This is a genomic window from Candidatus Baltobacteraceae bacterium (assembly GCA_036489885.1).
In the GTDB taxonomy this organism is placed as follows: domain Bacteria; phylum Vulcanimicrobiota; class Vulcanimicrobiia; order Vulcanimicrobiales; family Vulcanimicrobiaceae; genus JAFAMS01.
Genome location: DASXEW010000003.1, coordinates 363,120 through 386,365, shown reverse-complemented (window position 1 = coordinate 386,365; position 23,246 = coordinate 363,120). Strand labels below are relative to the sequence as shown.

Sequence of the window (23,246 nt, the reverse complement as noted above, 5' to 3'; positions counted from 1 at the left end):
CATTACGGTAACACGTTCCGCCGATTCCCGCTGTTACCGTAATGTCCTTTCAAAAGTGTATCCCTTCGCGATCTGAGACCTGTCGACCGGAGATAGCAACGCGAAACTCAATTCGAGGCTCCGGGCTCGCGCGAAGGCTTACAGGGAAATCGCTCCTTACGCGGATTGTGGGCTGCTTTGTCATCGGGGGCGGCCAGTCGAAATCCAAGAACGGCCTTGCTGGCAAGCGGACGTTCCGATGTTTCTAGCAGTGCGCGAGTTCTGTTAGCGGACTCCAGGATGTGCACTGCCTGCGGTTCCGCTATTGTGTTTGGAAATCAAAAAAGAGCTTGGCAGACGCTTACCTAGTCGAGCGGTCCCCCACCCAGAGTACGTCTGATCGCCGTCTCTTTATTGAAAGATCCGTTTCCTTAATTGGAGAGACGCTGCTTATTGCGGCGGGAGGTTTCATTTCCCGATGGTTTCATATGTGCGCGCAAAATCGTGGGGACTGGCCCTCGCAGTAGCGCTTTCGTTGTTCGTCGCTAGCGTCGTGCCTGCTGTCGCGCAGCAGGTGGATCAGAGTGTGCAGCAGCCAGCTTCCCAGTCAGCAAATGTTGTCGGGACGGTTACGAGTAAAGACGGGAGATCGGTCGGTGGTGCGGATGTTCGTTTAATCGGACCTACCATAGCGACAACTCGAACTGATTCGCGTGGAAGATTCAATTTCGTCGGGGTTCCATTCGGAACGTACAAGCTGCTGGTGAGTTCGTCCTTAGGCAGCACCGCCAGGGAGAGTATAGACGTTCATGGCGATGTAGATGTCGCAGTTTCGTACCAGGGTGAGGCACCAACCAAGGTAATTGCGCAAACGGTTACCCACATCAATGCGACTGCGGCAAACGTTGCATCAATTAGTCCTTCTGACGCCGCATTCGAGGGACAAACCTCGTGGCAACAAATCTTGCAGCAAGTACCGGGTGTGGCAGTTGGCGGAAACCTTGGAGGCGGAAATACTCTCGGAACCGCTGTTGCGGGGTCGCCTCTTTCACCGGCGGTCGTTTCGATCAATGGCGCACTCCCATACGAGACATCAACGATGCTCGATGGTATGCCTCTTCAGGGGACATCCATAAGCACGCAATTTAGCGGTCAGGGGGGATCGGCCGATCTGAGCGTTCTGCCGCTTAACGCATTTGGTTCAGCTGATGTTGTACGAGGACCGGGAGCGGACTCGCCGAGCATCGTCAACTCAGTAGCCGGAACGTTTGTCCTTCACCCTCCTGGCCGCGTCGATAAAGACCAGTTCGACTTTTCAATAGGAAATGGGATATACGGCGGCATTGTTGCAAATCTAAAGGCGGCGGAGCGGATCGGTCGCCTTTCCGCAACAGTCATATACGGAATAAATGACAGTCCCGGCCCGAATGGCAGCACCACCATTACATCCGGATATGGAGTTGCGCCCGCAACCGTAGGTGGTCAGCCCTTCCAGTCGTGTACCCCGCCAGCGGGTTGCGTCAATTTTGTGCCGAGTCCGAACTATCAGCTCGCTTATACACTTCAGGACTCCTTACTGCTCTCTGGCGTACCGTATAACACGCATTGGAATCAGAACAATGGCGCGCTCTCATTGGTTTACGAAATCGGCCAAGCGGTGACCGCGCAAGTGTTTTATGCCGGCTCGTCGACAACAGCGCAAAGCGAGCCGTTATCGTATGTGCCGGCGTCTTTCACACCAGGTGCCCCTTACGCGGGCAGCATTGCACCCGGGTCGTATCAATTAATAAATCTCGGCACGACAACTCCCCTTAGTCAGTCAGGGAGTCTTTTTGAAGAGAAAATCACCGCGAACTTGGGGAGTGGAGTGCTCCGGCTTTCCGCCTTACAATTCAATTCATTTTTTCAGCAACGCACAACATCTGAACTCCCTAATGGGCAATATACGCTCTCTGGGGCAGGCTGCATTGGAACGGCTGCGGTAAGCGCGTCGTGCCCGAACGGCGGAACTCTCACCGCCTTCAACGGAGCGTCTGAAAGCCTCACCTTTCCACCGTATACAATCAACTACAATACGTGGACGAACTCGCGCGCAATGTTAGCTAGCTATTCGACACCGATCGGCTCGAGATCTAGCGCCGGCATTTCGTATAGCACCGATTACTACAATCAGCCATTTCTAGAGGCGTACGATATCCCTGGCTTTGCCGCGACGTTCGGTTTTCCGCCAGCACAGTCGGCGGGCACGCGCGAGGCGCGCGTGGATGCGAGCACAGAGCTATCCGATGCGGTGACACTCGGCGCATCGTATTATTTTACGAACAGCACCTTCCACGTGCCGATGAACAGCGTCTTCGCTCCGAACCCGAGTTCGTGGTCGGATTCAACGTTCAATTACAGCGCTCCAAGGATAGGTTTGACCTGGCGCCTTCAGCCCGGCACAGTCGTGCGACTCGCCGCTGGTGGAGGCTACGCGCTGCCGCAACTTTACCAACTGACCGGGTCTATTAGCCAAGCCACGAACCCAGGCAACGAATACTACACGTTGACCGAGCCGAACCTTCACTTAAAGCCGGAAACATCGTTTGGATATGACCTCGGTCTCGATACTCGATTAACTCCTGATACTGTTCTCGCATTCGATGCTTACCAGACGAATCTAAATGGCCAGATCTACACGTCGACAGAGTCCGGTGGAATGTTCAATGGCCTGCCACTATATACCGAGGAGTATGAGAACTTAGCACGGTCCCGTTTCGAGGGCGTTAACATTGATATTCGTCATGAGCCGAATAAGGGATTATATTGGCGCGGATCTATTGGTCTAACTCGCGCTTACGTCGTCAACGTACCGCCCGGCTTCTACAACTTGCCAAGTTGCACGAACTGCACGAACACGTACGTCATTCCGGGACCAAACTTCAATGGCGAGTATCCCTCGACCGTGCCATATGCAAATGGATCCGGAAGTCTTGGATACCGCTGGGCTCCGCGCAAGTACATCGAGATTGAGCCGACGTACTACGGCAATAACAATACGTTCTTTCAGCCGGCCTTTGTTGAGTTTGACGCAAGAGCCAGCTATCCGGTGACGACGGACCTTTCGCTCATCGCGACATTCAGGAACTTCAGCAACGTTTACGGGCAAAGTACCGCGCTCGGAATCCCGACGTCGGGAGCACCCACGATCAGCGGATTACCGTATCCATTCTACCCGCTTCCCTATGGCCCGAGAACTTTTATGCTAACGCTCAACTACAAGACGTAGAGAGGTCGGGACGACGCGGCGGCCGAGTGCGTCTTTCTAGAACTGGGGTCTAGCTTTTCTGCGGAATTTGTGCGTTGGTATATTGGGTTCGGGGCGTGGGCCTAAGAAGCAGATAGCGTGTTATAAACGCAAGATCGAAGGCCAAGCTTTTTGGGAATTGATATATGCGACGGACGAGCGCGATCTCTTAGCCCGAGTGCAATCGTGAATCTGGAGGGACATTCGGAACGATGAGGTCGATATTTTGTTCTGCAGCGATTGGCGCGTTGTTAGCGCTGCTTTGGTGCGCCGTACCGATTAACGCTGGTCCACAAGATATCGTCTACGCGCACCCAGCACAACTCGTTTCGATAACCCTTACTCGCTTGAATATGTACTGTATGGGAACGGGATCGCCGACGGTGGTGTTTGACGCGGGTTGGGAAGATTGGTCCGCGTCGTGGGCGCTTGTTCAAGGGAGTGTCGCAAAGTGGACTCGTGCGTGCTCATACGATCGCGCCGGTGCGGGCTTTAGCGATCCAGGTCCTATGCCACGGACTAGTGTTCGGATCGCCGACGAACTTCATGAAGCTCTACGTCGAGCAGGAATGGATGGTCCGTACGTCCTCGTTGGTCATTCCTTCGGGGGGTACAATGTGCGAGCGTTTGCGGACCGCTATGTGAATGACGTCGCGGGGATGGTTCTCGTGGATGGAGAGGACGGCGACGTAGAATCTCAGCGTGATCGATTGGCCAATGATCGCGCATTCGAGACATACATTAAGCAGTTGCGGAAGTGCCGCGATGCGCTTGCGGCTGGCCGGGCTCTTCCCGTGCTTGGTGCGCGGCACGGACACGGCGGTATTGCCTGTCCCCGGCAATTTTTTCGAGGCCTGCCGGAGCGACGATTTTCCGATGCATTAAACGCCGCAATCCTGGCGGTTGTTAATTCCAAGATTGCCCTATACGACGAAGTCATTTCTGAAATGGCAGAGATGCCGTGGGACGAGGAGTACCTGATACGGAGCCGACGCTCTCTTGGTAAGCGTCCGCTCCGAATTCTGACCGCACAGAACCATTACGACGACACGAGCCATACGGGCATCGCTCTGCATCGCAAGCATACCTCGGCGGAAACCGCTTTAGCTCACGTTCAGGGCCGTTGGTTGTCGTTGTCCTCAAATTCAGAGCAAATATTCGCATATGCCAGTGGACACTACATCCAACTCGATCAGCCGAATCTCGTCATTGATGCGATTCGATCGATTATTCAGGAGTGGCGAACAAATCGGGTTCAAGGCCATAGCGGCTCTTAGGCCCTATCGAAAACCGAAGTGCTAACATGATCCGCGTTACGAAAGCAAAAGACAAATTGACGCCATTCGTCAAGAGTCTGACTCGTAATCGCCGGTTGACGCTACGCTCAGAACCGCGTATTCGGAAGCATTGAGCGCATTCTCCGCCCGTTCGACGGTCGACGTCGCTATGCTGCGACGGTGTCCTCTTGGCGGGATGATTGCATAAAGGTATCGTGCGTAACGCACAGATATCCGCGCGTGTTCAGCGCTTCCTTACGCTGGCCGGCGCTGCGGTACTAGCTTAATGCCAGGCGAGGCTCGCACCCGCAGTATAATCGTCAGAATACGCCAGCAATGCTGTGCGCTCAGTCAGTTCGTCTTTGGAGCCAGTGATTTGAGAGATGGGGACGGTGACTCGGTTGTGCGCGCCTTGAAAGAAAACATTGATGAGCTGCGTCAATCCGGACTGGATGACGCTCGTCTCCGGATCGCTTTCGCGGGAGCAATATTCGCGGAGCTGATGCCACAGGTAAAGGACCCATAGGACTTCGATGTTTCCTTTTGTCCGACGGTTCGGTCGCGGGAACGAACGTTGGAGAGGATGCCACGTCGGTCGTCGACCAGGTGCATTCCAAAGGGTTTCTCACAACGGTCGATTTCCTGGGCGAAGATAGGCCCGGCTGATCTTGGCGCATCAAAACGTACCTCAAGACGTAGACGATGGGGCAACCAGCAAGCGAGGTCGTAGCCGGCGAAACCGAGAGCCGATCTATCGCGATATTCAAAGTGAGATGCGCGCGTTACGGGCATGCTGCCTCGAGCTGAGTCCCGCAATTCTTAAGCATGATGCTCTCGTCGAGGGCGAAGGCGACCGAGTAGTGCAGCGTTTTCGAGATGTGATCAAGCGGATGAAGCGGGCGGGAGTATCTGATCTGCGTCTCAGGGTCGCGCTTGCTGGCGCGATCGTTGCCAATTTAGTCTTGCATCTCCATGCGGCTGACGACTTTCCGGACGATCAAGACTGAGTCGTCTGCGTCTTCGGCCTCCACTGATGGTTTGTGCGGTGGCTGCTTGCGATCAAACTAGACAACCGAGTCAGTGCCGGATGCTTTGTAAGAATGGTACGCTATAATTGCGTACGTGGAAGGGTTTCGTAAGGCGACAAAGGCCGAAATCGAGGCGGCGTTTCCGCACCTCGCTGCGTGCGGTGTGCGCGTCGATCTGCTCGATCCCGACCTTCTCTCCATGACATTTAGACAGCGCGCGGAAGCGGCTCGACCTGTACCTAAACCAGCTGACCGGGAGGCGTGGGACAGGCTCCGCATAGAGGCTCTCGAAGCGATTCAGAGACTAGAGCGCTACCTAAATGCGCGCGGATTGAGCGCACAAGTCTAAGATACCGTGCTACGAAATTTGTTTCTGAATCGTCGAAGTGTCCACACGAAGCATAATCAATCAGCGGGTGAGCAATGGATAATCTGGAAATGCGTCTTCAGATTGATGACGACTTTCCGTGCGGTGAATGGGAACAGCTCAACGCCATTCTCGGACGATATCGACATCAATATCTCGGCGATACGCACAAGGCGCATTGCTGGTCACGATTCATTCGCGCATGGCATTCGGTTGTTTACCGCTACAAAGCGTGCTGCGAAGCAAATGATAGTTTTGTCCAGCTCTGGGATCGGCTATCCGAACCCGCGATGCCACCGCCAGAAGATCGTTACGCGCAAGAGCGAGATCTCTTTAATTTTGTAGTGAATGCATTGTCGTGCGTCGAGGCTGCGTTTATGGCGTTCTACGCAATGACTGCAACGCAGCACCCACATAGGCCTCCCGCGCCATTGCCGGAACGGCCACCGACGTTTGTCCCATTCATTCTCACAACATGGGCGGAGAGCGTTCAAAGCGTCTTCAGATCGTTTGAGGCCGTTTATCCACTAGATTCTTTTACGCTCCAGCTATATCGTGTCAAGAACGATCCTGAGCGCATCCAACTGGAAGAACAACGCAATGCAATCGCGCATGGCTCGGGCTCATTCGGCCGTTACATTTTCGCTGGCGGTCCTGATTGGGGACACTATTTAATCTCTCGAGATATGCTCGAAAGGGTCCGGCTTTGGCTCGCCCACGATCTTGGCGGCCTATTTCCGCCAGCACTCGATTTTGCGGGAAGAGTACTACAGTAAAATCTCGCCGCGGTTACTACAGTTCATTGGAAGTTCATCATAGTGTCTTCCGTCGAGAGTGCGTCCTGACGCCTTTTCCCGCGGTCCACCTCATTGTTTAAAGAGATTGGTCACGCTTGGTCACAAATGTCACGATGACCAAACGTGGCCCATTCTGGTCAACTTCGCTGGATGACGCCGCACTTCGCTAGTTGAGCCTGACGATCCAATCGAGGACGTCGTCGAGATCGAAGCCGTCACCAATGATATCTAGGGGCAACTGCTCGGGACTATCCAGAGCGACCAGAAAGTGCAATGTCTCGAACGTCTTCATGACCAGATCAGTGCCCGCCGGCTCAGTAACCGGGCCACAGGGAATACTGTCGACAGAAGCAGCGGCGACGGGACAGACACCCTCGACTGCCGCAGTCTTATGCACGCCACAAAGAGCAAGGAGGGTCGCCGTGATCACAAGACTCGCCGCTTGTTTTCTCGTCGCCGTCTGGCTTGCGATCGCAACGCCAATGGCTGCGATAAGCGCACCCGCGCCGGCAGTTACGTCCCTGCATCTCTTCACCACTGAATCTTTGGCACAGAAGCATTGCCCGAACGACGAGGTCGTCTGGCTAAACACGAGCACCGGTATCTACCATGAAAGAGGAATGCGTTGGTACGGCCGTACGAGACATGGAGCGTACGTCTGTCGCAAGGAGGCTGACCGCGCTGGTGACCGTGATACTCGGAATGGTCAATAGCGCATGAACCGCGGCTGCTTGATCATAGGGTGCACCATTTGCCTTGTGCTCTTGGCTCCGACGCTCTTTATCCCGTTACTCCATCTCCTAACGTTTCCGATGTTCGTATTGATCCTTATCGTGTTACTTCTCGCGGCGTTTATGCGGAGAAGCTCGGTGTGAGCAGCAATCAACCACCGAAACCGACTGCCTTGCCGACGCCGTCCATTTCCGGTGTCGCCAATGCGTTTCAGACCCTATTGGTTGGCTGTTTAAAGGTTGCACTCGAGTTACTGGCGGCGCTGTTTGCGATCACAATTGGTCCGCTCGTCGTTTTAGCCGCGCTCGTGCATTGGTTGTGGCCATGGTACTCGTCCGTGCCGCCGCCGCGAGATCTCAAGGATGCACTTATCACTCTTTCTAGCGTCGCGGGTGTGCTCTGGTCCGGATCAATCATTGCGTATTCGATTCACAAGAAGTACACGCCGCCGCTGCGCACCGGCGTACAGCTCTTGAACTTTGCGATCCTCGCGCCGCTCGTCGGTCTTATTGCAGTCGGAGCGGAGATGCGTACGGTTTTCTACTTCATCGGATACTTCTACGGCATAAGTACACTATTTAGTTTGACAAATCTCGAGATGCTGAAGCCCGGCAAGTTCACCTTGAAGGTGCCGGACAAAACGGCCAGCGAGACGCAGGCGGCCGTGGAATTGCGTCAGAGCCTGGAAAAGATTCGTTTGAAAGACATTGAGTTTTTTAAGCGCGTAGCGCATGGTACGAGGTATTTCGCGCTGGTATCGCTCTTGAGTTCGGCGATCTTCATTACTGCCAAAGTCTCATACATTGCGTGGTCATGTTTTATTGTCATCGTTGTCAGTCTGTTCCTCATCCTACCTGAAATATTCAGGCTGGATGACGGCGTCCAAGAAAAGCCGCTGAATGCAGGTCAAAGGAGCGAGTGAGAGTTGTATGAGAGGAGGACATCTTTGTCTGGCAAAGGCGGTCACCGTCTCCTTGGGAAGCCCCCACCGTCACAGGTACGGCATCGTGTCGCTTGATCGCGACGAGCGGATTGGCCCCCGTTCGGATCAGCAATCACCGGAGTCGCAGAATCCTTTTAGAGGGAGAGTGTGTTGATGGGAACGGAGTACACAATGAGCCCCTCGTCAGCTGCCGCGATCGATCAAAATGTCGTTGCAGAAATCTTTGCGACGATTACGCGAGCAGTTGCATCTTTGAACGTCACCTATGAAGGTCCGGACAGAGATGGCAGCCTCCAATTTCGCATGGCTCCGGGCACTCCGTTGCTGACACAAAGTCAGGCGGTCCAACGGGCTCGAGAAATCTACGATGCGATTCGGAAAGTGCCCACTCAAAGCGTTCGTGATTTCGTCGATAACGTGCCGAGCTTCAAGATTCTGCCGCCCCGCTGAAACGACCGCGCACCCGTCACTTAGGCGCGTTCGTGGTTGTGCTGGCGACGCTTCTTGCTGTCGAATGGTATGTCTATTGGAGCGGAACACATATTGGGTCGTTCTTCAGATGCATTTACGGCGATCCCAGTTGTTCGCTGACGCTTGCGACGTGGCTGCTCGCCGTCGTCACCGTTCTAATCCTGCTTGCCGCGTTCAAGGCGGCGAATGAAGCCGTAAAGGCTTACATCGACGGTCAGAAATCACTTGCGACGGCTCAACGCACGCTCAATTTCGAACGGCTAGCGCTACTCGCTGAGCGCACCTGTTCACGTGAAGGCCATAATGACTCTCCGGAAATCGAATGGTGGATCGCTGACGATCTGCTGAACCGTTACCTGACGCCACCACCTGGAAAGGAATTTCAAAAACCCCCGCGGCGACACGATTTCTTCAATCTCGGGCGGGCAGCATTGATAAATCCGATTATTGGAATTCAGATTTCGTCCGCTGATGGTACGCCGAGACAGTACAATCTTGAGTTACCCTGCATTCCAACGGATAGCGACGTTCACGTGACCTTTCATATCGAGGTGGGCATCGGTCAAATCGCCATGCAGTTCAATGAGGGGACGAAAGACGAACAGCTCGCATCACTCATTCAAAAAATGACGGATGATGATCAGATTGACCCAACGAAATTGCACTTCTTCAGTCAGCGACGTTCTGAGTCGTCGGCGGCAATGGTGTCACTTACCGATATTAAGTCAAGCCAGGCTGGAACGAGCGAAGTGGGCGGCGTTGTACCAGCGCAACCTCAATTAGAAAACGAGGAATAAACGTGCCTTCGACGGAGCTGGAGCCTCTTCGAATTGATAACACGATGTTATTCATGGTTATCGTTGCGCTGCTCGTTGGGCTATTTGGTTCGGACTTCGTGTACGATGCGGGAAAGGCCGAGGCAATGCGAGCTGCACTTGATGACGCCGACAAGTGTCGACAAGCGCATTTCTACGATATCGCTGTCCGCATTATGGAGCAGCCTAAAACGGTTCCCTCAAAATATAAGGACGACTGTGTTAACCCGCTGGCTGTCCCTGGATCATAGCGCGTTCTTTGCGCTGTAGATAGTACGCGCGCATCGCAGGCTTTGAGATGGGGCGTTGGCTGCGATCTCCATCTTCTACGCCTTCGCGCGCGAGCCGCCACGGATCCTCAAGATGCGTCAGCGTACTTAACTGGTCACCGCTAAATGGGGAATAGGCTTTCAGGACCGACTGTATCATCGTTCGCTGATTCGCAGTCAACCGCTCTGGGCGAGCACCCGGGATGGTGCTGACGCTGTACTGGCCACGGTGCGACTCGTAGAGTTCTGGACAAACTGGCCCGTCACGCCATGCTTGAAAATCTTCGTCGAAGAGCGGCGTACCAGTCCAGACGAGCGTCCAAGCTTGTGCGTAGTAGCAAAGCTTTTGCAGCTTCATAGTCGCAATCGCGCTCTGTTTTTCGTCCAAAATGAACTGCGCTACGTCGAGCACGCTCACAGGCTCCATACCCCCTACGTCCTTGCCTCTTGCCACGGACGGTGGAAGGCAAAACCCGCTCGCCTCGTAAGGTGAGCGGTCTTCGTCGCGAATGCGACGATGCACACAAACGACCTGCCATTCGACCTGTTATTCAGCCCGTCGGCTTCTTTTTCGCTTTCTCCCTCTTGCGCGGAAGATTCCACCAAGCGCTGTGGCACTTGGGGCACACGCGTGGAAGCTCTTTGGTCGCCGATCGGGATATCCAGATGTGGTTGCATCGCAAACACTGGAATCCCGGAACGCTCACTTCGGGCACGACCCGACCTAGTATACGATCGGTATCCCATTACCGCAATCATATCAAGGATGGTGGTCGATTACTAGGTTAATATAACTAACTCAAGATAGATATATTACTTCTAGTAATATACTCTCCGAGAGGATCCCGATACCGGACAACTGGCCGCGGGTGCGCTGAGACCCGCTAGAGCCGTTCTCGGAGAAGCCCCCTACGGTAGCCCGCCGACTTCGGTCAAGCATTCACTTGGACGATCGGCGTCGACGCATAAGGCGGCGGGCTCAGCCGCGCAGCGTCGGCCCAATGGCGTCGTTGAATAGGCACTAGATCGGGGCATTGTCGCACTACAGAAGGGCAGTAGCGCCCTAACTCCTGCGAAACGCCCCCAACTGCTGCGTTTCACAACACGAACACACGTTCGGCGTTGCCCCACAGAGCATGGTGGCGTATAGTGGTTCTGAGTGGTAGCTAATGGCGCCGTGTGGGGTATTTCGTGCCAGGCGAGGTTCCGCGTTTTACCGGTTCCGTGGAGCACGCCCTTGACGACAAGGGTCGCCTTGTCGTGCCCGCCCGCTTCCGCGAGCGCCTTGGCGCCGGCTTCTTCCTAACGATAGCCGAGCCCGAGCCATGTTTGGCGCTCTATCCCGCCGTCAGCTGGGCCGAATTCTGCGGCAGGCTGGAATCCGCGCCTATAAAGGATGGCCGCTATCGTCGCCTCGTGCGCCACATCTTCGCCAACACCGAGGAAGCGTCGTGCGATCCGCAAGGCCGCGTCGCGATTCCGGCACACTTGCGAGCCTACGCCGGCATCAAGCGCGACGTCGTGACGGTCGGCTCGCTCACGCGCGTCGAGATTTGGGCCAAAGAGAAATATCCGGATGGCGCCCTGGACGCCGACGACTTCGCCAAGTTCGTCACCGAGCTGGGACTCTATTGATTGCACATTCCTGTTCTCTTAAAGGAAGCAATCGATGGGCTCGCGGTTCAGAGCGGCGGGACGTACGTCGATGCGACGTTCGGTGCGGGCGGGCATACGCAGGCAATTATGGAGCGCCTCGGACCGCGCGGACGCGTGATCGCGTTCGATGTCGACCGGGCGGTCCACAGGCGCAGCGATCTGCCGAGCGATCCACGTCTGCTGCTTGTGCACGCGAATTTTCGCACGCTGGAGGCGGAGCTTTCGCGCTGCGAGATCACACGGATCGACGGAGTGCTCTTCGATTTGGGAGTCAGCTCCATGCAATTTGACGTCGGCGAGCGCGGCTTCTCGCTCAGCGCGTCCGCTTCGGACGCGGCGCTGGATATGCGGATGAACCAGAGCGAAGGGTTCACTGCCGCAGAGTACATCGAGCGTACCAGCGAGCGCGAGCTCGCCGACGTCATCTTCAATTTCGGTGAAGAGCGCCACGCGCGGCGAATTGCGCGCACGATCAAACAGCATCACCCGCAGACGACGGGTGAGCTGGCACGTATTGTGAGCGGCGCCGTCCATCAGCACGGAAAACGCGAACGCATTCATCCGGCGACGCGCACGTTTCAAGCGTTGCGTATCGCCGTCAACGACGAGCTGGCCGCGCTCGAAGAAGGCTTGGAAGCTGCAACGAGCGTGCTGCGTCCGGGCGGACGGCTGGTCGCAATCGCATTTCACTCGCTCGAGGATCGCATCGTCAAGAACAAGATGCGCAGCGATCCGCGCCTGAACCCGATCACCCGCAAGCCGATGGTCGCAAGCGACGACGAGCTTGCACGCAATCCCCGCGCTCGCAGCGCGAAACTTCGTGTCGCGGAGCGTTTGCCATGATTCAACCCAAGTTCGAAGTCGAAGCGCCTGCGGCCCAACCCCGTCCGCGCCAGCCGAAACACGGTCGTTTTCGGCGTCGCCGCCGCTCTCAGCTCGCGCACTACGGTAGCACGGCACGGGTGCTGAGCATCGTTGCGCTGGTTCTGGCGCCGGTCATGGTGTACGTCATGCTGACGTCGAACCTCACAAGCCTGAACTACGCGCTCGCGACCGCCGAGGGTCAACGCACGGTAATCCAACAAGACGTGCAGCGCCTCGACGATCAGGTTGCGCACTTGGAATCGCGCGAACGGCTCTCGCAAGTTGCCGCGCAGCTCGGGATGCGCGATCCGGCGCGCTTTGAAATCGTCACGCTCGCGCCCACGGTCCACGACGAGGGATCCGGCGGCATCGCGTTTCTCGGCTGGCTTCGGAGGTAGAAGTGCGAGCGCGCGGCGCGCTCGTGCGCATCTCTCCAGACCGCGCGAAGATCACATTTTGGCTCTTTGCTGCGATCGGCTTGTACTTGACGTGGCGTCTTTTCGATATTCAAGTACTTCACGGGCATCTCTACTCGCGTGAAGCGCTCGAACAGCGCGCGCAGACGATCGAGATTTTTGCGCGTCGCGGCACCATCTACGACCGCACGCGCACGGTCTTAGTCCGCTCGCTCAAGTCAGAAAGCGTTTACGCGGATCCGACGCAGATGACCGATAAATCCGACACGGCCGCCAAGCTCGCGCCGATTCTCGGCTACGCGCCGAACGAAATCCTCGCGGCGCTCAACGAAGACACGCACTTCCGCTGGCTAAGACGCAAAGTTTCGCACGACGTCGCGCAGCGCGTGCGCGCGCTCAACATTCAAGGCGTGAACATCGTTCAGGAAGAGACGGGTCGCCGTTTCTGGACGTCGGGGCGTCTCGCCTCAACGGTCCTCGGCTTCGTCGGCATGGATGAGAACGGACTCTCGGGCGTCGAGTATTCGTACGACAACATGCTACGCGGGACGACCGGCAAGATGATGCTCGAGGCCGATCCGTTCCAACGCGCGCTGCCGTTCGGGCAGCAACACGTCATCGAGAAAGCGCATCCCGGCCGCAGTCTCGTTTTGACGCTCGACGGTTACCTGCAGTTCGAATCCGAGCGCCTACTCGATGCACAGGTGAGAGCATTCCACGCGCGTAGCGGTTCTGTCATCGTCATGGATCCGCGTACGGGCGAGATCTTGGCAATGGCCAATGCGCCCGATTTTGACCCGGCACACTACGGCGCGGCGAAACCGGACGCGTGGCGCGACCGCGCGATCACGGATGCGTATGAACCCGGATCGACGTTCAAACTGATCACGGCTGCCGCTGCGCTCGATAGCGGTAAAGTCAATACAAAATCTCGCTTTCCGGCGCTCGATCAGATCAAGATCAACGGCAGCATCATTCACAACGCAGAAGACGACATGCCGCTCGCGACGAGTACCGAGTCGCTGGAAGACATCATCGCATACTCACATAACGTCGGTGCAGCCGAAGTCGGAATGCGGATCGGCGGTCAAGCCGAGTATCGTGTGATACGAAAGTTCGGGTTCGGCGACGAAACCGGCGTCGATCTCCCGGGTGAAAGTCCGGGAATTCTCCCGCCGCTCGATGAGTGGAGCGGGACCTCGCTGCCGACGATTGCATTTGGTCAGGGCATCTCCACGACGCCGCTCGCCATGGTCCGCGCGTATTGCGCGATCGCAAACGGTGGCATGCTCGTCAAACCGCACATCGTGCGCGCCGTTCTCGATGCAGACGGAAAGACGGTTCACACGTACGGTCCGGAGCTCGAAGGTCGCGCGATGTCGCAACAAACGGCCGAGACGCTGCGCACGTTTTTGCGCGCGGTCGTCGTGCGCGGCACGGGAAACCCCGCTGCGCAAGTCCCGGGCTATACAACCGCGGGCAAAACGGGAACGGCCCAAGTCGTCGGTAACGGCGGCTACGTTTCCGGCGCGTACATCGCATCGTTCATCGGATACATCCCGGCCGAGCATCCGCGTTTCGTCATCCTCGTGAAAGTCGATGAACCGCGCGGCGCCTACTATGGCAGCGTCGTCGCCGCCCCGGTGTTTGCGAAGCTCGCGCAGGTCGCAATGATTCACGCGGGTGTTTATCCGGCGCCCCCGCCGGCCCGCTTGGTTCCCCCAAAACACGGCGCGAAGCTCGCTGCGCGATGATGCCGCTTGCCCGCTTACTCGAGGCAATTCCGGACGCCAATGTTGACGGTCCGGTTGACGGCGTCGCGATCACGGCGCTCGCCGCCGATTCGCGAAATGTCGCCCCCGGCGCGATGTTCGTTGCGATTGCGGGCGAGCACGTGGATGGACACAGATTTCTTTCCGACGCTATCGCGGCCGGCGCTCGCGCGATCGTCGTCGACCGCAAACCTGTTGATGGCCGCGCGACAATCATTCGCGTCGCCGACACGCGTATTGCGCTTTCGCGCTTAGCCGCGCGATTCTACGGCGAGCCGTCGCACAAGCTTCGCGTCATCGGAATCACGGGAACCAACGGCAAGACGACGACGACGCACATGACGCGTGCGCTCCTGGATGCGTGCGGAATTCGCTCCGGATACGTCGGAACGCTCGGCGCATCGTACGGCGAGTGGACGCGAGGCTTGCAAAACACGACGCCGCTCCCGATCGAGTTGCAAGAGACGCTTGCGACGATGCTCGATCTCGGAGCCAAAGCCGTCACGATGGAAGTCTCTTCCCACGCGCTTGCATTGCATCGCGTCGATGACATTCGTTTCACTGTCGGCGCGTTTACAAACCTGACGCGCGATCATCTCGATTTCCATCTGACGATCGATGCATACGCCGCAGCCAAGCGCCGTCTCTTCGATCTGGCCGAGCGTGCGGTGCTCGACGTCGACGATCCGCACGGCGCCAATTGGGCGAGCGAGCTGCGCTCGCGTGGAACTCCCGTCGTCACCTACGCGCTCGATGCGCCGGCCGATCTTCGCGCGACCGATGTCGAGCTGCGTCCGGATGCGAGCACCTTCGCCGTCGACGGAGCGCGCGTCGAAGTTCCGCTCCCGGGACGATTCAATGTGCGCAATGCGCTCTGCGCGCTTGCCATCGCGCGCTCGCTCGAGCTCGACTTGAACAAGGCCGCGACGGCTTTGCACGGCCTGCCTCCGGTACCGGGCCGAATGGAACGCTACGCGCGCGACGGTGTCGTCGCGATCGTTGATTACGCGCACACGCCGGATGCGCTCGCGAACGTGCTCCGGGCGACCCGGGAAACGATGGACGGCGGGAAGCTCTTCGTCGTCTTTGGGTGCGGCGGCGATCGCGATGCGGGAAAACGTCCGCAAATGGGAACGATTGCAAGCAATCTGGCGGACGTTGTGATCGTCACGAACGACAATCCACGCTCCGAAGATCCGTTGGCGATTGCACGTGAGATCCTGGCCGGCGCTCCTAACGCTGAAGTCGAGCTCGATCGCCGAGTCGCGATTCGTGCCGCAATCAAGCGCGCGCGCAAAGGCGATGTCGTCGTCGTTGCCGGCAAAGGTCACGAGGATTATCAGATCATCGGTGCGGCGCGCACGCATTTCGACGATCGCGATGAAGTTCGCGCGGCGCTGGCATGAGATTCTCGTTCGGCGAGCTCTGCGATGCAACCGGCGGCCGGCCCGTCGGTCAACCACCCTCAGAGGCCGTTCGGATCGTAACCGATACGCGGCACATCGAGCCGGGCGACGCGTTCGTCGCGCTGCGCGGCGAAAATTTCGACGGCGCCGATTTCGTGGGCGACGCGTTTGCAAAGTGCGCGGCACTCGCGATCGTCACGAGTCAAGAAATGCTTGCCGGCAAGCCGGGAATCGTCGTCGAGGATCCGCTCCGTGCTTATATGGCCCTTGGCGCTGCGGCGCGTTCGCACTCGAACGCGATCTTTGTTGCGATTACGGGCAGCACGGGAAAGACGACGACGAAGGCGCTGCTCGCGTCGCTGCTTTCATTTGCAGGCCGCAAGCTCGCCGCGACGCCACAGAACGAGAACAACGAGATCGGGGTCAGCAAACTCTTGCTCTCGCTCGATGGTGACGAGCAGGTCGTCGTCGTCGAGATGGGAGCGCGACACGACGGCGAGATCGCCGAGCTCTGCAACATCGCAATGCCGCATCTCGGCATCCTGACGAACATCGGCGAAGCCCATCTGGAAGTCTTCGAGACGCGCGAGCGGCTCGCGAATACGAAGTGGGGCCTGTTCTCGACCGGCGCGATCGCGATCCTCAACGTCGGCGACGAAGAATCGCGCCGCCGCGTCGGATCGCTGCAGCGAGCACCGGGTTGGTTCGGTGCGGGCGAGTCCGTCTTCGAGACCGTCCTGTTGCCTGCGACGTTGATTCCGGCGCGCGATGCCATCGTATTCGCGGATGCCGCCGGCGCTGAAACGCTTCCCATGACGACGTCGCTGCCCGGCGATCACAACCTTGCGAATCTCGCTGCGGCCGCGACCGCAGCGCGCGCCGTCGGCATGACGCCGGCCGCCATCGTCGAGGCAATCCCGAAATTAACGCTTCCGCCGGGACGATACGAGCGCATGTCACTGCCGGGCGGCGTGCATCTCGTCTATGATGCGTACAATGCATCGCTCTCCGGGACGCTCGCGACGTTGAACGCGTTTTCTGACGAACCCGCAGCGCGTCGAATAGCCGTGCTGGGTGGAATGGCCGAGCTGGGTATCGAGTCATCGCAGATGCACGAAGCAATCGGCGCCGCGCTTCCCGCTTGCGGGATCGACGTCGTGCTGATCGGCGGCGAGCACGCCGATTCGACGATTCGAGGCGCCGTTCGCGCCGGAATGGACCCGCTCGCAATCGTCCCGTACGAGAACAATGCGCATGCCATGCAGTGGCTGCGCGTCAATATGCGCGAGGGCGATTCGATTCTGCTCAAAGGTTCGCGCATGTACAAGATGGAGGAGATCCTTGACGGACTCAAAGCTCTCCGTCCGTGAACGTGAGCTCCCCGAGGGGCTCGTCGCACTGCCGATTCGCACGCGCTTGGTTGCGCGCGGCGACGATCTCGTCAACGTGGTCGCGGAAGCGACGGCCGGCATGCTGCAGCCGAGTGACGTCGTTGCCATCAGTGAGACGGCGCTCGCAATCGCGCAAGGCAGGTTCATCGGGGCCGAATACGTCCGTCCATCGCGGCTCGCGTACGCACTCGCGCGGCGCGCGGGTGCAATGGCGACGCTCAGTCAGCCCGAATCGATGCAGCTGGTGATCGATCGCGTCGGAACGCCGGCCCTCCTCGGCGCCGTCGCCGCACACGTCGTCGGGCGCATCTGCGGAAAGCGCGGCGTTCTCTACGAGCGGCTCGGCGAAGCAATTGCGGAGATCGACGGCTACACCGGGACGATGCCGCCATACGAGCAAGCGATCGTTCTGGGTCCCGAAGATCCGGACGCGTTTGCGCAGGCGTGCGCGCAGCGTCTGGCCGCGGGCTGCGTCGTCGTCGACGCAAACGATTTGCGCATTGCGAAGGTGCTGGGTGCCTCGACCGGAGTCGCCCGTTCAGCCGTCGAGCACGCGTTGCTGGGAAATCCGCACGGAAACTCCGATCAACAAACGCCGATTGTTATCTTGAAGTGGCGCGCGCAGGGAGCGAGTCCATTATGGGAATGAGCGCGGCGGCGGCATTCGGCGGTGCGCTCGTGGCGGCGTTCGCGCTTGGACGCCCGTTGATAAACGCTCTGCGGGCATTGTCCGCAAAGCAAACTGCGTACGAAGACGCACCCAAGACACATCAAACGAAGACCGGGACGCCAACGATGGGCGGCGTGCTCTTTTTACTCGGACCGATCGCTGCGCTGATTGCGGCGCCCAGCGCCATGACGGTTGCCCTCGTCGTTTTGGTCGTAGCCTGCGCGGCGATCGGCTTCGCCGACGATATGATGGGGATTCGCCTCGGACGCAATCGCGGGCTGCGCGCACGAACCAAGCTCCTGGCCACGGGTGTTGCCGCCGCCGGATTCGTATGGATCGTGCTTGCGACGCAATCCGGATTCCAGCCGTCGATCTTCGGCTTGGGAGAAGTCTCGACCGCAGTCTTCATCATTCTGAGCATTTGTGCGATCGTCGCGACGACGCACGCCGTCAACCTAACGGACGGACTCGATGGGCTCGCGGGTGGAACGATCGTGCCGCCACTCGCCGTCGTCGCCTATGTCGCGTTCGCGCGCGGACAGAACGACGTCGGCATCTTCGAGCTGGCGATGATCGGCAGCGTCCTGGCGTTTCTCGTCTACAATTTTCATCCGGCTAAGGTGTTCATGGGCGACACCGGGTCTCTCGCGCTCGGCGCTGCGCTTGCCGGGGGCGCAACCTTGACCGGAATGCAGCTCGTGCTGATCTTAATCGGCGGCGTTTTCGCTGCCGAGGCGCTCTCCGTGATTCTTCAAGTCGCTTCATTTAAGATGACGAAGCGACGTATCTTCCGTATGAGTCCTTTACACCATCACTTCGAGCTTGGAGGCTGGCCGGAGACGAAAGTGACCACACGATTTTGGATCGCCTCCGCGCTGTGCTCGCTCGCCGGCGCCGCTCTCGTAACGGTGCGCCCATGATTGCCGGATTCGAGCGCGTTCTCGTCATCGGTCTCGGAAAGAGCGGACGTTCAAGCGCGCGCGTACTGACCGAAATCGGCTCGAAAATTTGGGCGACGGACGAAGGTCCCGAAGAGAACTTGACGTCGGCGATTGCGGAGCTAAAGAAGCTCGAAGCAACGTTCGTTGCCGCCGGCAATATCGAAGAGATTCTCGGCGAGCTCGACGCTGCGGTGCTCTCACCCGGCGTCCCGCTGAATTCTGCGCTCGTGCGCCGCGTGCAAAGCGCCCGGGTCCCGGTTTACAGCGAGATCGAGGTCGCTTTCCGTTTGTGCAAAGCGCCGATCATCGCGCTCACGGGCACGAAGGGCAAAACCACGACAACGGCGCTCGTCGGGCACATTTTACGCGGCTCGAACAAGAAAGCGCGCGTCGGCGGCAACATCGGCAATCCGCTGATCGAAGAAGCCTTCGCTGCCGAGCCTAGCGACTGGGTCGTGGCCGAAGTCTCGTCGTTCCAGCTCGAATCGATCCGCAGCTTCAAGCCGCGCATCTCCGCGATCATCAATATCTCGCCCGATCATCTGGATCGCTACTTCTCGATGGACGAGTATGCGGAAGCCAAATTCCGTATCTTTGCCAATCAGAACGCCGGCGACACGTTCGTCGGAAATCTCGACGACGAGCGGATTTGCACGCTCGCCGAAGGCGAAGGCGCGATCCGTGTGAAGTGCCGCGCGCTCTGGTACTCGCGCGAGCCGCATCGAAATTCAACTCTCTATCTGCGCAACAACGAAAAGGTCGTCTACGCACCGCCGACCGGTGATCCGCGTCCGATCGACATCATGGACGTCGATGAGATACCGCTGCTCGGCGAACACAACGTCGACAACGTCATGGCGGCAACGTTGATGGCGCTTTCGGCCGGTGTTGCGCCCAAGAAGATTCGCGAAAGCGTAAAATCGTTCGCGGCCTTGCCGCACCGGCTCACCGAGGTCGCGGAGATTGGCGGCGTTCGCTACATCGATGACTCAAAGGCGACCAATCCGGGCTCCGTCATCGCGGCGCTTCGCACGTTCGACGACGGGCACATCGTCTTGATCGCCGGCGGTAAAGCCAAGGGCACGGATTTCAGCGATCTCGGAAAAGCGGTTTCGTCTCGTACGCGTGCCGTCGTGCTGATCGGTGCAGCCGCCGAAGAGATGGCGTCGGTCATCAAACGTGCCAAGGTCGTGCGCGCCGACTCGATGGAGCATGCCGTCGATGCCGCTTCAGAGCTGGCGAAGCCGGGCGACGTCGTTCTGCTCTCACCGGGTTGCGCATCGTTCGACATGTTCGCATCGGCGGAAGCGCGCGGTGAAGCGTTCGTTGCGGCCGTGAGACGTCTCGAACGTGGAACAGAGGCGGTGCATTGACCTCGGGTCCCGACACGCCTCGTCCGCCTGACGCCGCGCTCGTCGCGATCGTCGGTGCGCTCGTCGCACTTGGTCTCGTGATGGTGTTCAGCGCCTCGAGCGCCACCGCATACGCCTTTCATCACGACACCGCGTACTTTCTGAAGCGGCAGCTTATGTGGCTGGTCGTGGCGCTGATCTGCGCCGCGATTGCGTACAAGCTCGACTATCGCATCTTGCGACGGGTCGACGCCGCGATCTTGATCGCCGCGATGCTTGCGCTCGTCGCCGTGCTCGTTCCGCATGTCGGCATCGTTTCCGGCGGTGCGCGCCGCTGGATCGGAGCGGGCGGTTTTCAATTCGAGCCCTCCGAGTTTTCGAAGCTGGCCCTGATCGTCTATCTCGCAGCCGCAATCAGTCGCCGGCAAGAACGGATTCGCTCGCTGACGCGCGGACTGTGGCCGCTCTTGATCGTGACGTTCGCGCTTGCGGCGCTCGTGCTCGTCGAGCCCGACATGGGTACCGCGACGCTGGTCGTGTTCACGGCCTTCACGATCATGTTCATTGCCGGCGCACGCGTCCCACATCTCGTTGCCGTCGTGCTCGCGACGGCGCCGTTCGTCATCTTTGAGATCTTCGCGAGCCCGTATAAACGGGCGCGTATTCTTGCGTTTCTCGATCCGTGGAAAGATCCGCAAAATACGGGCTTCCACATCGTGCAATCGCTGCTCGCGCTCGGAAGCGGCAGTCTATTCGGCGTCGGACTGGGACTTTCGCGGCAGAAGTTCTTCTATTTGCCCGAGCAATACACCGATTTCATCTTCGCCATCGTCGGCGAAGAGCTCGGTTTGCTTGGCGCACTGTTCGTGATTGCGCTCTTCATCTGTTTCGCGTATCGCGCCATCAAGATCGCGCTCGCGGCGCCGGATCAGTTCGGGTTTTTCTTGGTAGTCGGCTGCACCGCGCTGATCGTGATTCAAGCCTTCGTCAATATCGGCGTGACGACGTCGTCGTGGCCGGTCACCGGCGTCCCGCTACCGTTCATTTCGTTCGGTGGGAGCTCGCTGATCGTCAGCCTCGTCGCCGTTGCGCTGATCTTGAACGTGGGTCGCTCCCGCGGATCCGTACCGATGCGACGCTCGGTGAGTTGATGCGTTTCCGTCTTGCATGGGCGCTCGCCGGTTTGTTGCTTTCCGGCTGCGGGTCGGGTAGCTCGCATCCGTCGACATCGTCTTCGTCTCTCGGTGCACCGACCTTAACCGCGCTGAGCGCGACCAGCGGCGTTACCGGCGCCGAAGTCTTTGAAACGCTGACGGGAACGAATTTCGCAAGCGGCGCCAGCGTAAACGTGAGCGGAGGCAGCGTCACCGTCGGAACCGTGACCGTCAACAGTTCGACGTCGATTTCCGTCGCCCTTACGATTCCGATTACGACAAACGCGACTACCGTTAACGTGACGGTCACGACGTCTGCCGGGACGAGCGCCGCGCAGACGCTTTCCATCGTGACGAGTCCTTCGCGTGACATCGTCACGCTTGCAGCCGACTCGGCTCCGGGGACGCCGCCAGGAAGTGGTGCGGGCGTTTCCGGTGATTTACGTTATGCAATTGCAAACGCGCAAGCCGGCGACACGATCGTATTTGACACACAGACGATGTGCGGTCAGGCAACCTGCGTGATTTTGCTGGGCGGTCCGCTGCCGCCGATTACGCAGAACCTCACGATCGACGGCGGTGTTTTCGGGCGCGTCGTCATCGATGGCGCGAACGCGTTTCGCGCCTTCTGGGCTGACAGCGGGAACGTCGCGCTGCAAAACCTGTTCGTCCAAAACATCGCGGCGATCGGCGGCGCGGGCGGAGGCGGCGGCGGCGGTGCAGGCGGTGGCGGCGCCGGACTTGGAGCCGGCGTGTTCGTGAATACAGCCAACGTCACGGTCGCCAATGACTTCTTTCTGAATTCCAGCGCAACCGGTGGGAATGGCGGCACTCCACAGACGGGCGGCGGGGTTGGCGGCACCGGCGGCGGCGGTATGGGCGGAAGCGGCGGAAATTCGCTGACGAACGGAAACGCCGGGTCCGGCGGCGGTGGCATCCTTGGAGCGGGCGTGGGGGAAAGCGACGACAACGGCTCGAGCGGCGGCTCGGGCGGCGGCGGCGGTGGCGGCGGGTCCGGCATTACGGTCAACGGGACGGGAGGTTCCGGCGGACCCGGTTTCGCGGGTCATGCGGGCGGCAGTAACGGCTCTGCCGCGACGGGTTTCACGGTCGGCGGCGCCGGCGGTGCGGGCGGCTTCGGCGGAGGGGGTGGCGGTAGCGGCGCGGGGAACGCGACAGCGGGCGGCGCGGCAGGCGCTGGTGGCTTCGGCGGCGGCGGCGGCGGCGCGGGCATCAACCAGAATCTCGTCAGCGGCCTCGGCTCGACCGCGGGCGGAAACGGTGGCCCGGGCGGCGGTGGCGGCTCGGCCGACGAGGGGGGCACTGCCGGGATCGGCGGTCAGCTCGGAACCGTAAGCGGCGGCACCGGCTCGAACGGCACGCAAGGCGGCGCGTACATATTCTTTTTCGAAGGCGGAGGCGGTGGCGCCGCAGCCGGGCCGACGATCTTCGTGAATGCGGGCACGCTCACGACGATCAACAGCGGCTATTTCGGTGCGACCGCAGCTGCGGGCGCTGCCGGGACAATGTACTCGACGGCCGGCACCGCCGACTCGACGCCGGTTTTCAATTTCGCTGGAACGGTGAACGGTTCGAAAACGAGCGGCCCGATCGCAAGCGCTCTTGCGCACGTGCGTAAGTCCGCAGCTCCCTAAGGGCG

19 protein-coding genes are annotated in these 23,246 nt (G+C 59.1%); 17 read left to right on the top strand and 2 right to left on the bottom strand.

Annotated features, from left to right (window positions below; all coding sequences use genetic code 11):
- The first annotated feature begins 457 nt into the window (after positions 1 to 457).
- The 3 genes from VGG22_07815 (at position 458) to VGG22_07805 (ending at position 6,713) form a co-directional block, all read left to right on the top strand.
- Positions 458 to 3,247, top strand: a complete 2,790-nt coding sequence (locus VGG22_07815) for a TonB-dependent receptor (protein HEY1728262.1) — start codon at positions 458 to 460, stop codon at positions 3,245 to 3,247.
- Between the two features lie 230 nt (positions 3,248 to 3,477).
- Complete coding sequence (locus tag VGG22_07810; protein ID HEY1728261.1) at positions 3,478 to 4,542, top strand: alpha/beta hydrolase; 1,065 nt, start codon at positions 3,478 to 3,480, stop codon at positions 4,540 to 4,542.
- A 1,451-nt stretch (positions 4,543 to 5,993) separates the two neighbouring features.
- Entirely contained in the window at positions 5,994 to 6,713 is a 720-nt protein-coding gene (locus VGG22_07805) for a hypothetical protein (GenBank protein ID HEY1728260.1), read from the top strand.
- Between the two features lie 187 nt (positions 6,714 to 6,900).
- Here the strand turns inward: VGG22_07805 and VGG22_07800 are convergent, their stop codons facing one another.
- Positions 6,901 to 7,269 (bottom strand): hypothetical protein, encoded by a 369-nt coding sequence (locus VGG22_07800; GenBank protein HEY1728259.1) that lies wholly within the window; start codon positions 7,267 to 7,269, stop codon positions 6,901 to 6,903.
- 336 nt (positions 7,270 to 7,605) lie between these two features.
- Between VGG22_07800 and VGG22_07795 the strand changes: the two genes are divergently transcribed.
- The 3 genes from VGG22_07795 (at position 7,606) to VGG22_07785 (ending at position 9,677) form a co-directional block, all read left to right on the top strand.
- The gene (locus VGG22_07795) at positions 7,606 to 8,388 is read left to right on the top strand and encodes a hypothetical protein (protein ID HEY1728258.1); all 783 of its coding nucleotides are present in this window, start codon (positions 7,606 to 7,608) and stop codon (positions 8,386 to 8,388) included.
- 192 nt (positions 8,389 to 8,580) lie between these two features.
- Entirely contained in the window at positions 8,581 to 8,859 is a 279-nt protein-coding gene (locus VGG22_07790) for a hypothetical protein (protein ID HEY1728257.1), read from the top strand.
- Between the two features lie 38 nt (positions 8,860 to 8,897).
- Complete coding sequence (locus VGG22_07785; protein HEY1728256.1) at positions 8,898 to 9,677, top strand: hypothetical protein; 780 nt, start codon at positions 8,898 to 8,900, stop codon at positions 9,675 to 9,677.
- 240 nt (positions 9,678 to 9,917) lie between these two features.
- Here the strand turns inward: VGG22_07785 and VGG22_07780 are convergent, their stop codons facing one another.
- On the bottom strand, positions 9,918 to 10,376 hold the full coding sequence (locus VGG22_07780) for a type II toxin-antitoxin system antitoxin SocA domain-containing protein (protein HEY1728255.1): 459 nt from the start codon (positions 10,374 to 10,376) through the stop codon (positions 9,918 to 9,920).
- Positions 10,377 to 11,188: 812 nt separating this feature from the next.
- Here VGG22_07780 and VGG22_07775 point away from each other — a divergent pair.
- Genes VGG22_07775 through VGG22_07725 form a run of 11 tightly spaced genes read left to right on the top strand, consistent with a single transcriptional unit; the run spans position 11,189 to position 23,241 of the window.
- A complete protein-coding gene (locus VGG22_07775) occupies positions 11,189 to 11,599 on the top strand; it encodes a division/cell wall cluster transcriptional repressor MraZ (GenBank protein HEY1728254.1) in 411 nt (136 codons plus the stop codon).
- On the top strand, positions 11,600 to 12,463 hold the full coding sequence (rsmH, locus tag VGG22_07770; GenBank protein ID HEY1728253.1) for a 16S rRNA (cytosine(1402)-N(4))-methyltransferase RsmH: 864 nt from the start codon (positions 11,600 to 11,602) through the stop codon (positions 12,461 to 12,463).
- Positions 12,460 to 12,882 (top strand): hypothetical protein, encoded by a 423-nt coding sequence (locus VGG22_07765; GenBank protein HEY1728252.1) that lies wholly within the window; start codon positions 12,460 to 12,462, stop codon positions 12,880 to 12,882. Before rsmH ends, VGG22_07765 begins: the two co-directional genes overlap by 4 nt.
- 2 nt (positions 12,883 to 12,884) lie before the next feature.
- On the top strand, positions 12,885 to 14,654 hold the full coding sequence (locus VGG22_07760) for a penicillin-binding protein 2 (GenBank protein ID HEY1728251.1): 1,770 nt from the start codon (positions 12,885 to 12,887) through the stop codon (positions 14,652 to 14,654).
- Entirely contained in the window at positions 14,651 to 16,078 is a 1,428-nt protein-coding gene (locus VGG22_07755; GenBank protein ID HEY1728250.1) for a UDP-N-acetylmuramoyl-L-alanyl-D-glutamate--2,6-diaminopimelate ligase, read from the top strand. Before VGG22_07760 ends, VGG22_07755 begins: the two co-directional genes overlap by 4 nt.
- Positions 16,075 to 17,448, top strand: a complete 1,374-nt coding sequence (gene murF, locus VGG22_07750) for a UDP-N-acetylmuramoyl-tripeptide--D-alanyl-D-alanine ligase (GenBank protein HEY1728249.1) — start codon at positions 16,075 to 16,077, stop codon at positions 17,446 to 17,448. Before VGG22_07755 ends, murF begins: the two co-directional genes overlap by 4 nt.
- On the top strand, positions 17,420 to 18,118 hold the full coding sequence (locus VGG22_07745; GenBank protein HEY1728248.1) for a coenzyme F420-0:L-glutamate ligase: 699 nt from the start codon (positions 17,420 to 17,422) through the stop codon (positions 18,116 to 18,118). Before murF ends, VGG22_07745 begins: the two co-directional genes overlap by 29 nt.
- Positions 18,115 to 19,059, top strand: coding sequence for a phospho-N-acetylmuramoyl-pentapeptide-transferase (gene mraY, locus VGG22_07740; GenBank protein ID HEY1728247.1), 945 nt, complete (start codon positions 18,115 to 18,117; stop codon positions 19,057 to 19,059). The genes VGG22_07745 and mraY overlap by 4 nt, the downstream gene beginning before the upstream one ends.
- Positions 19,056 to 20,453, top strand: a complete 1,398-nt coding sequence (murD, locus tag VGG22_07735) for a UDP-N-acetylmuramoyl-L-alanine--D-glutamate ligase (protein HEY1728246.1) — start codon at positions 19,056 to 19,058, stop codon at positions 20,451 to 20,453. Before mraY ends, murD begins: the two co-directional genes overlap by 4 nt.
- On the top strand, positions 20,450 to 21,583 hold the full coding sequence (gene ftsW / locus VGG22_07730; GenBank protein HEY1728245.1) for a putative lipid II flippase FtsW: 1,134 nt from the start codon (positions 20,450 to 20,452) through the stop codon (positions 21,581 to 21,583). The genes murD and ftsW overlap by 4 nt, the downstream gene beginning before the upstream one ends.
- Positions 21,580 to 23,241: a hypothetical protein gene (locus VGG22_07725; GenBank protein HEY1728244.1), complete on the top strand. Its 1,662-nt coding sequence runs from the start codon at positions 21,580 to 21,582 to the stop codon at positions 23,239 to 23,241. Before ftsW ends, VGG22_07725 begins: the two co-directional genes overlap by 4 nt.
- Positions 23,242 to 23,246: the final 5 nt, after the last annotated feature.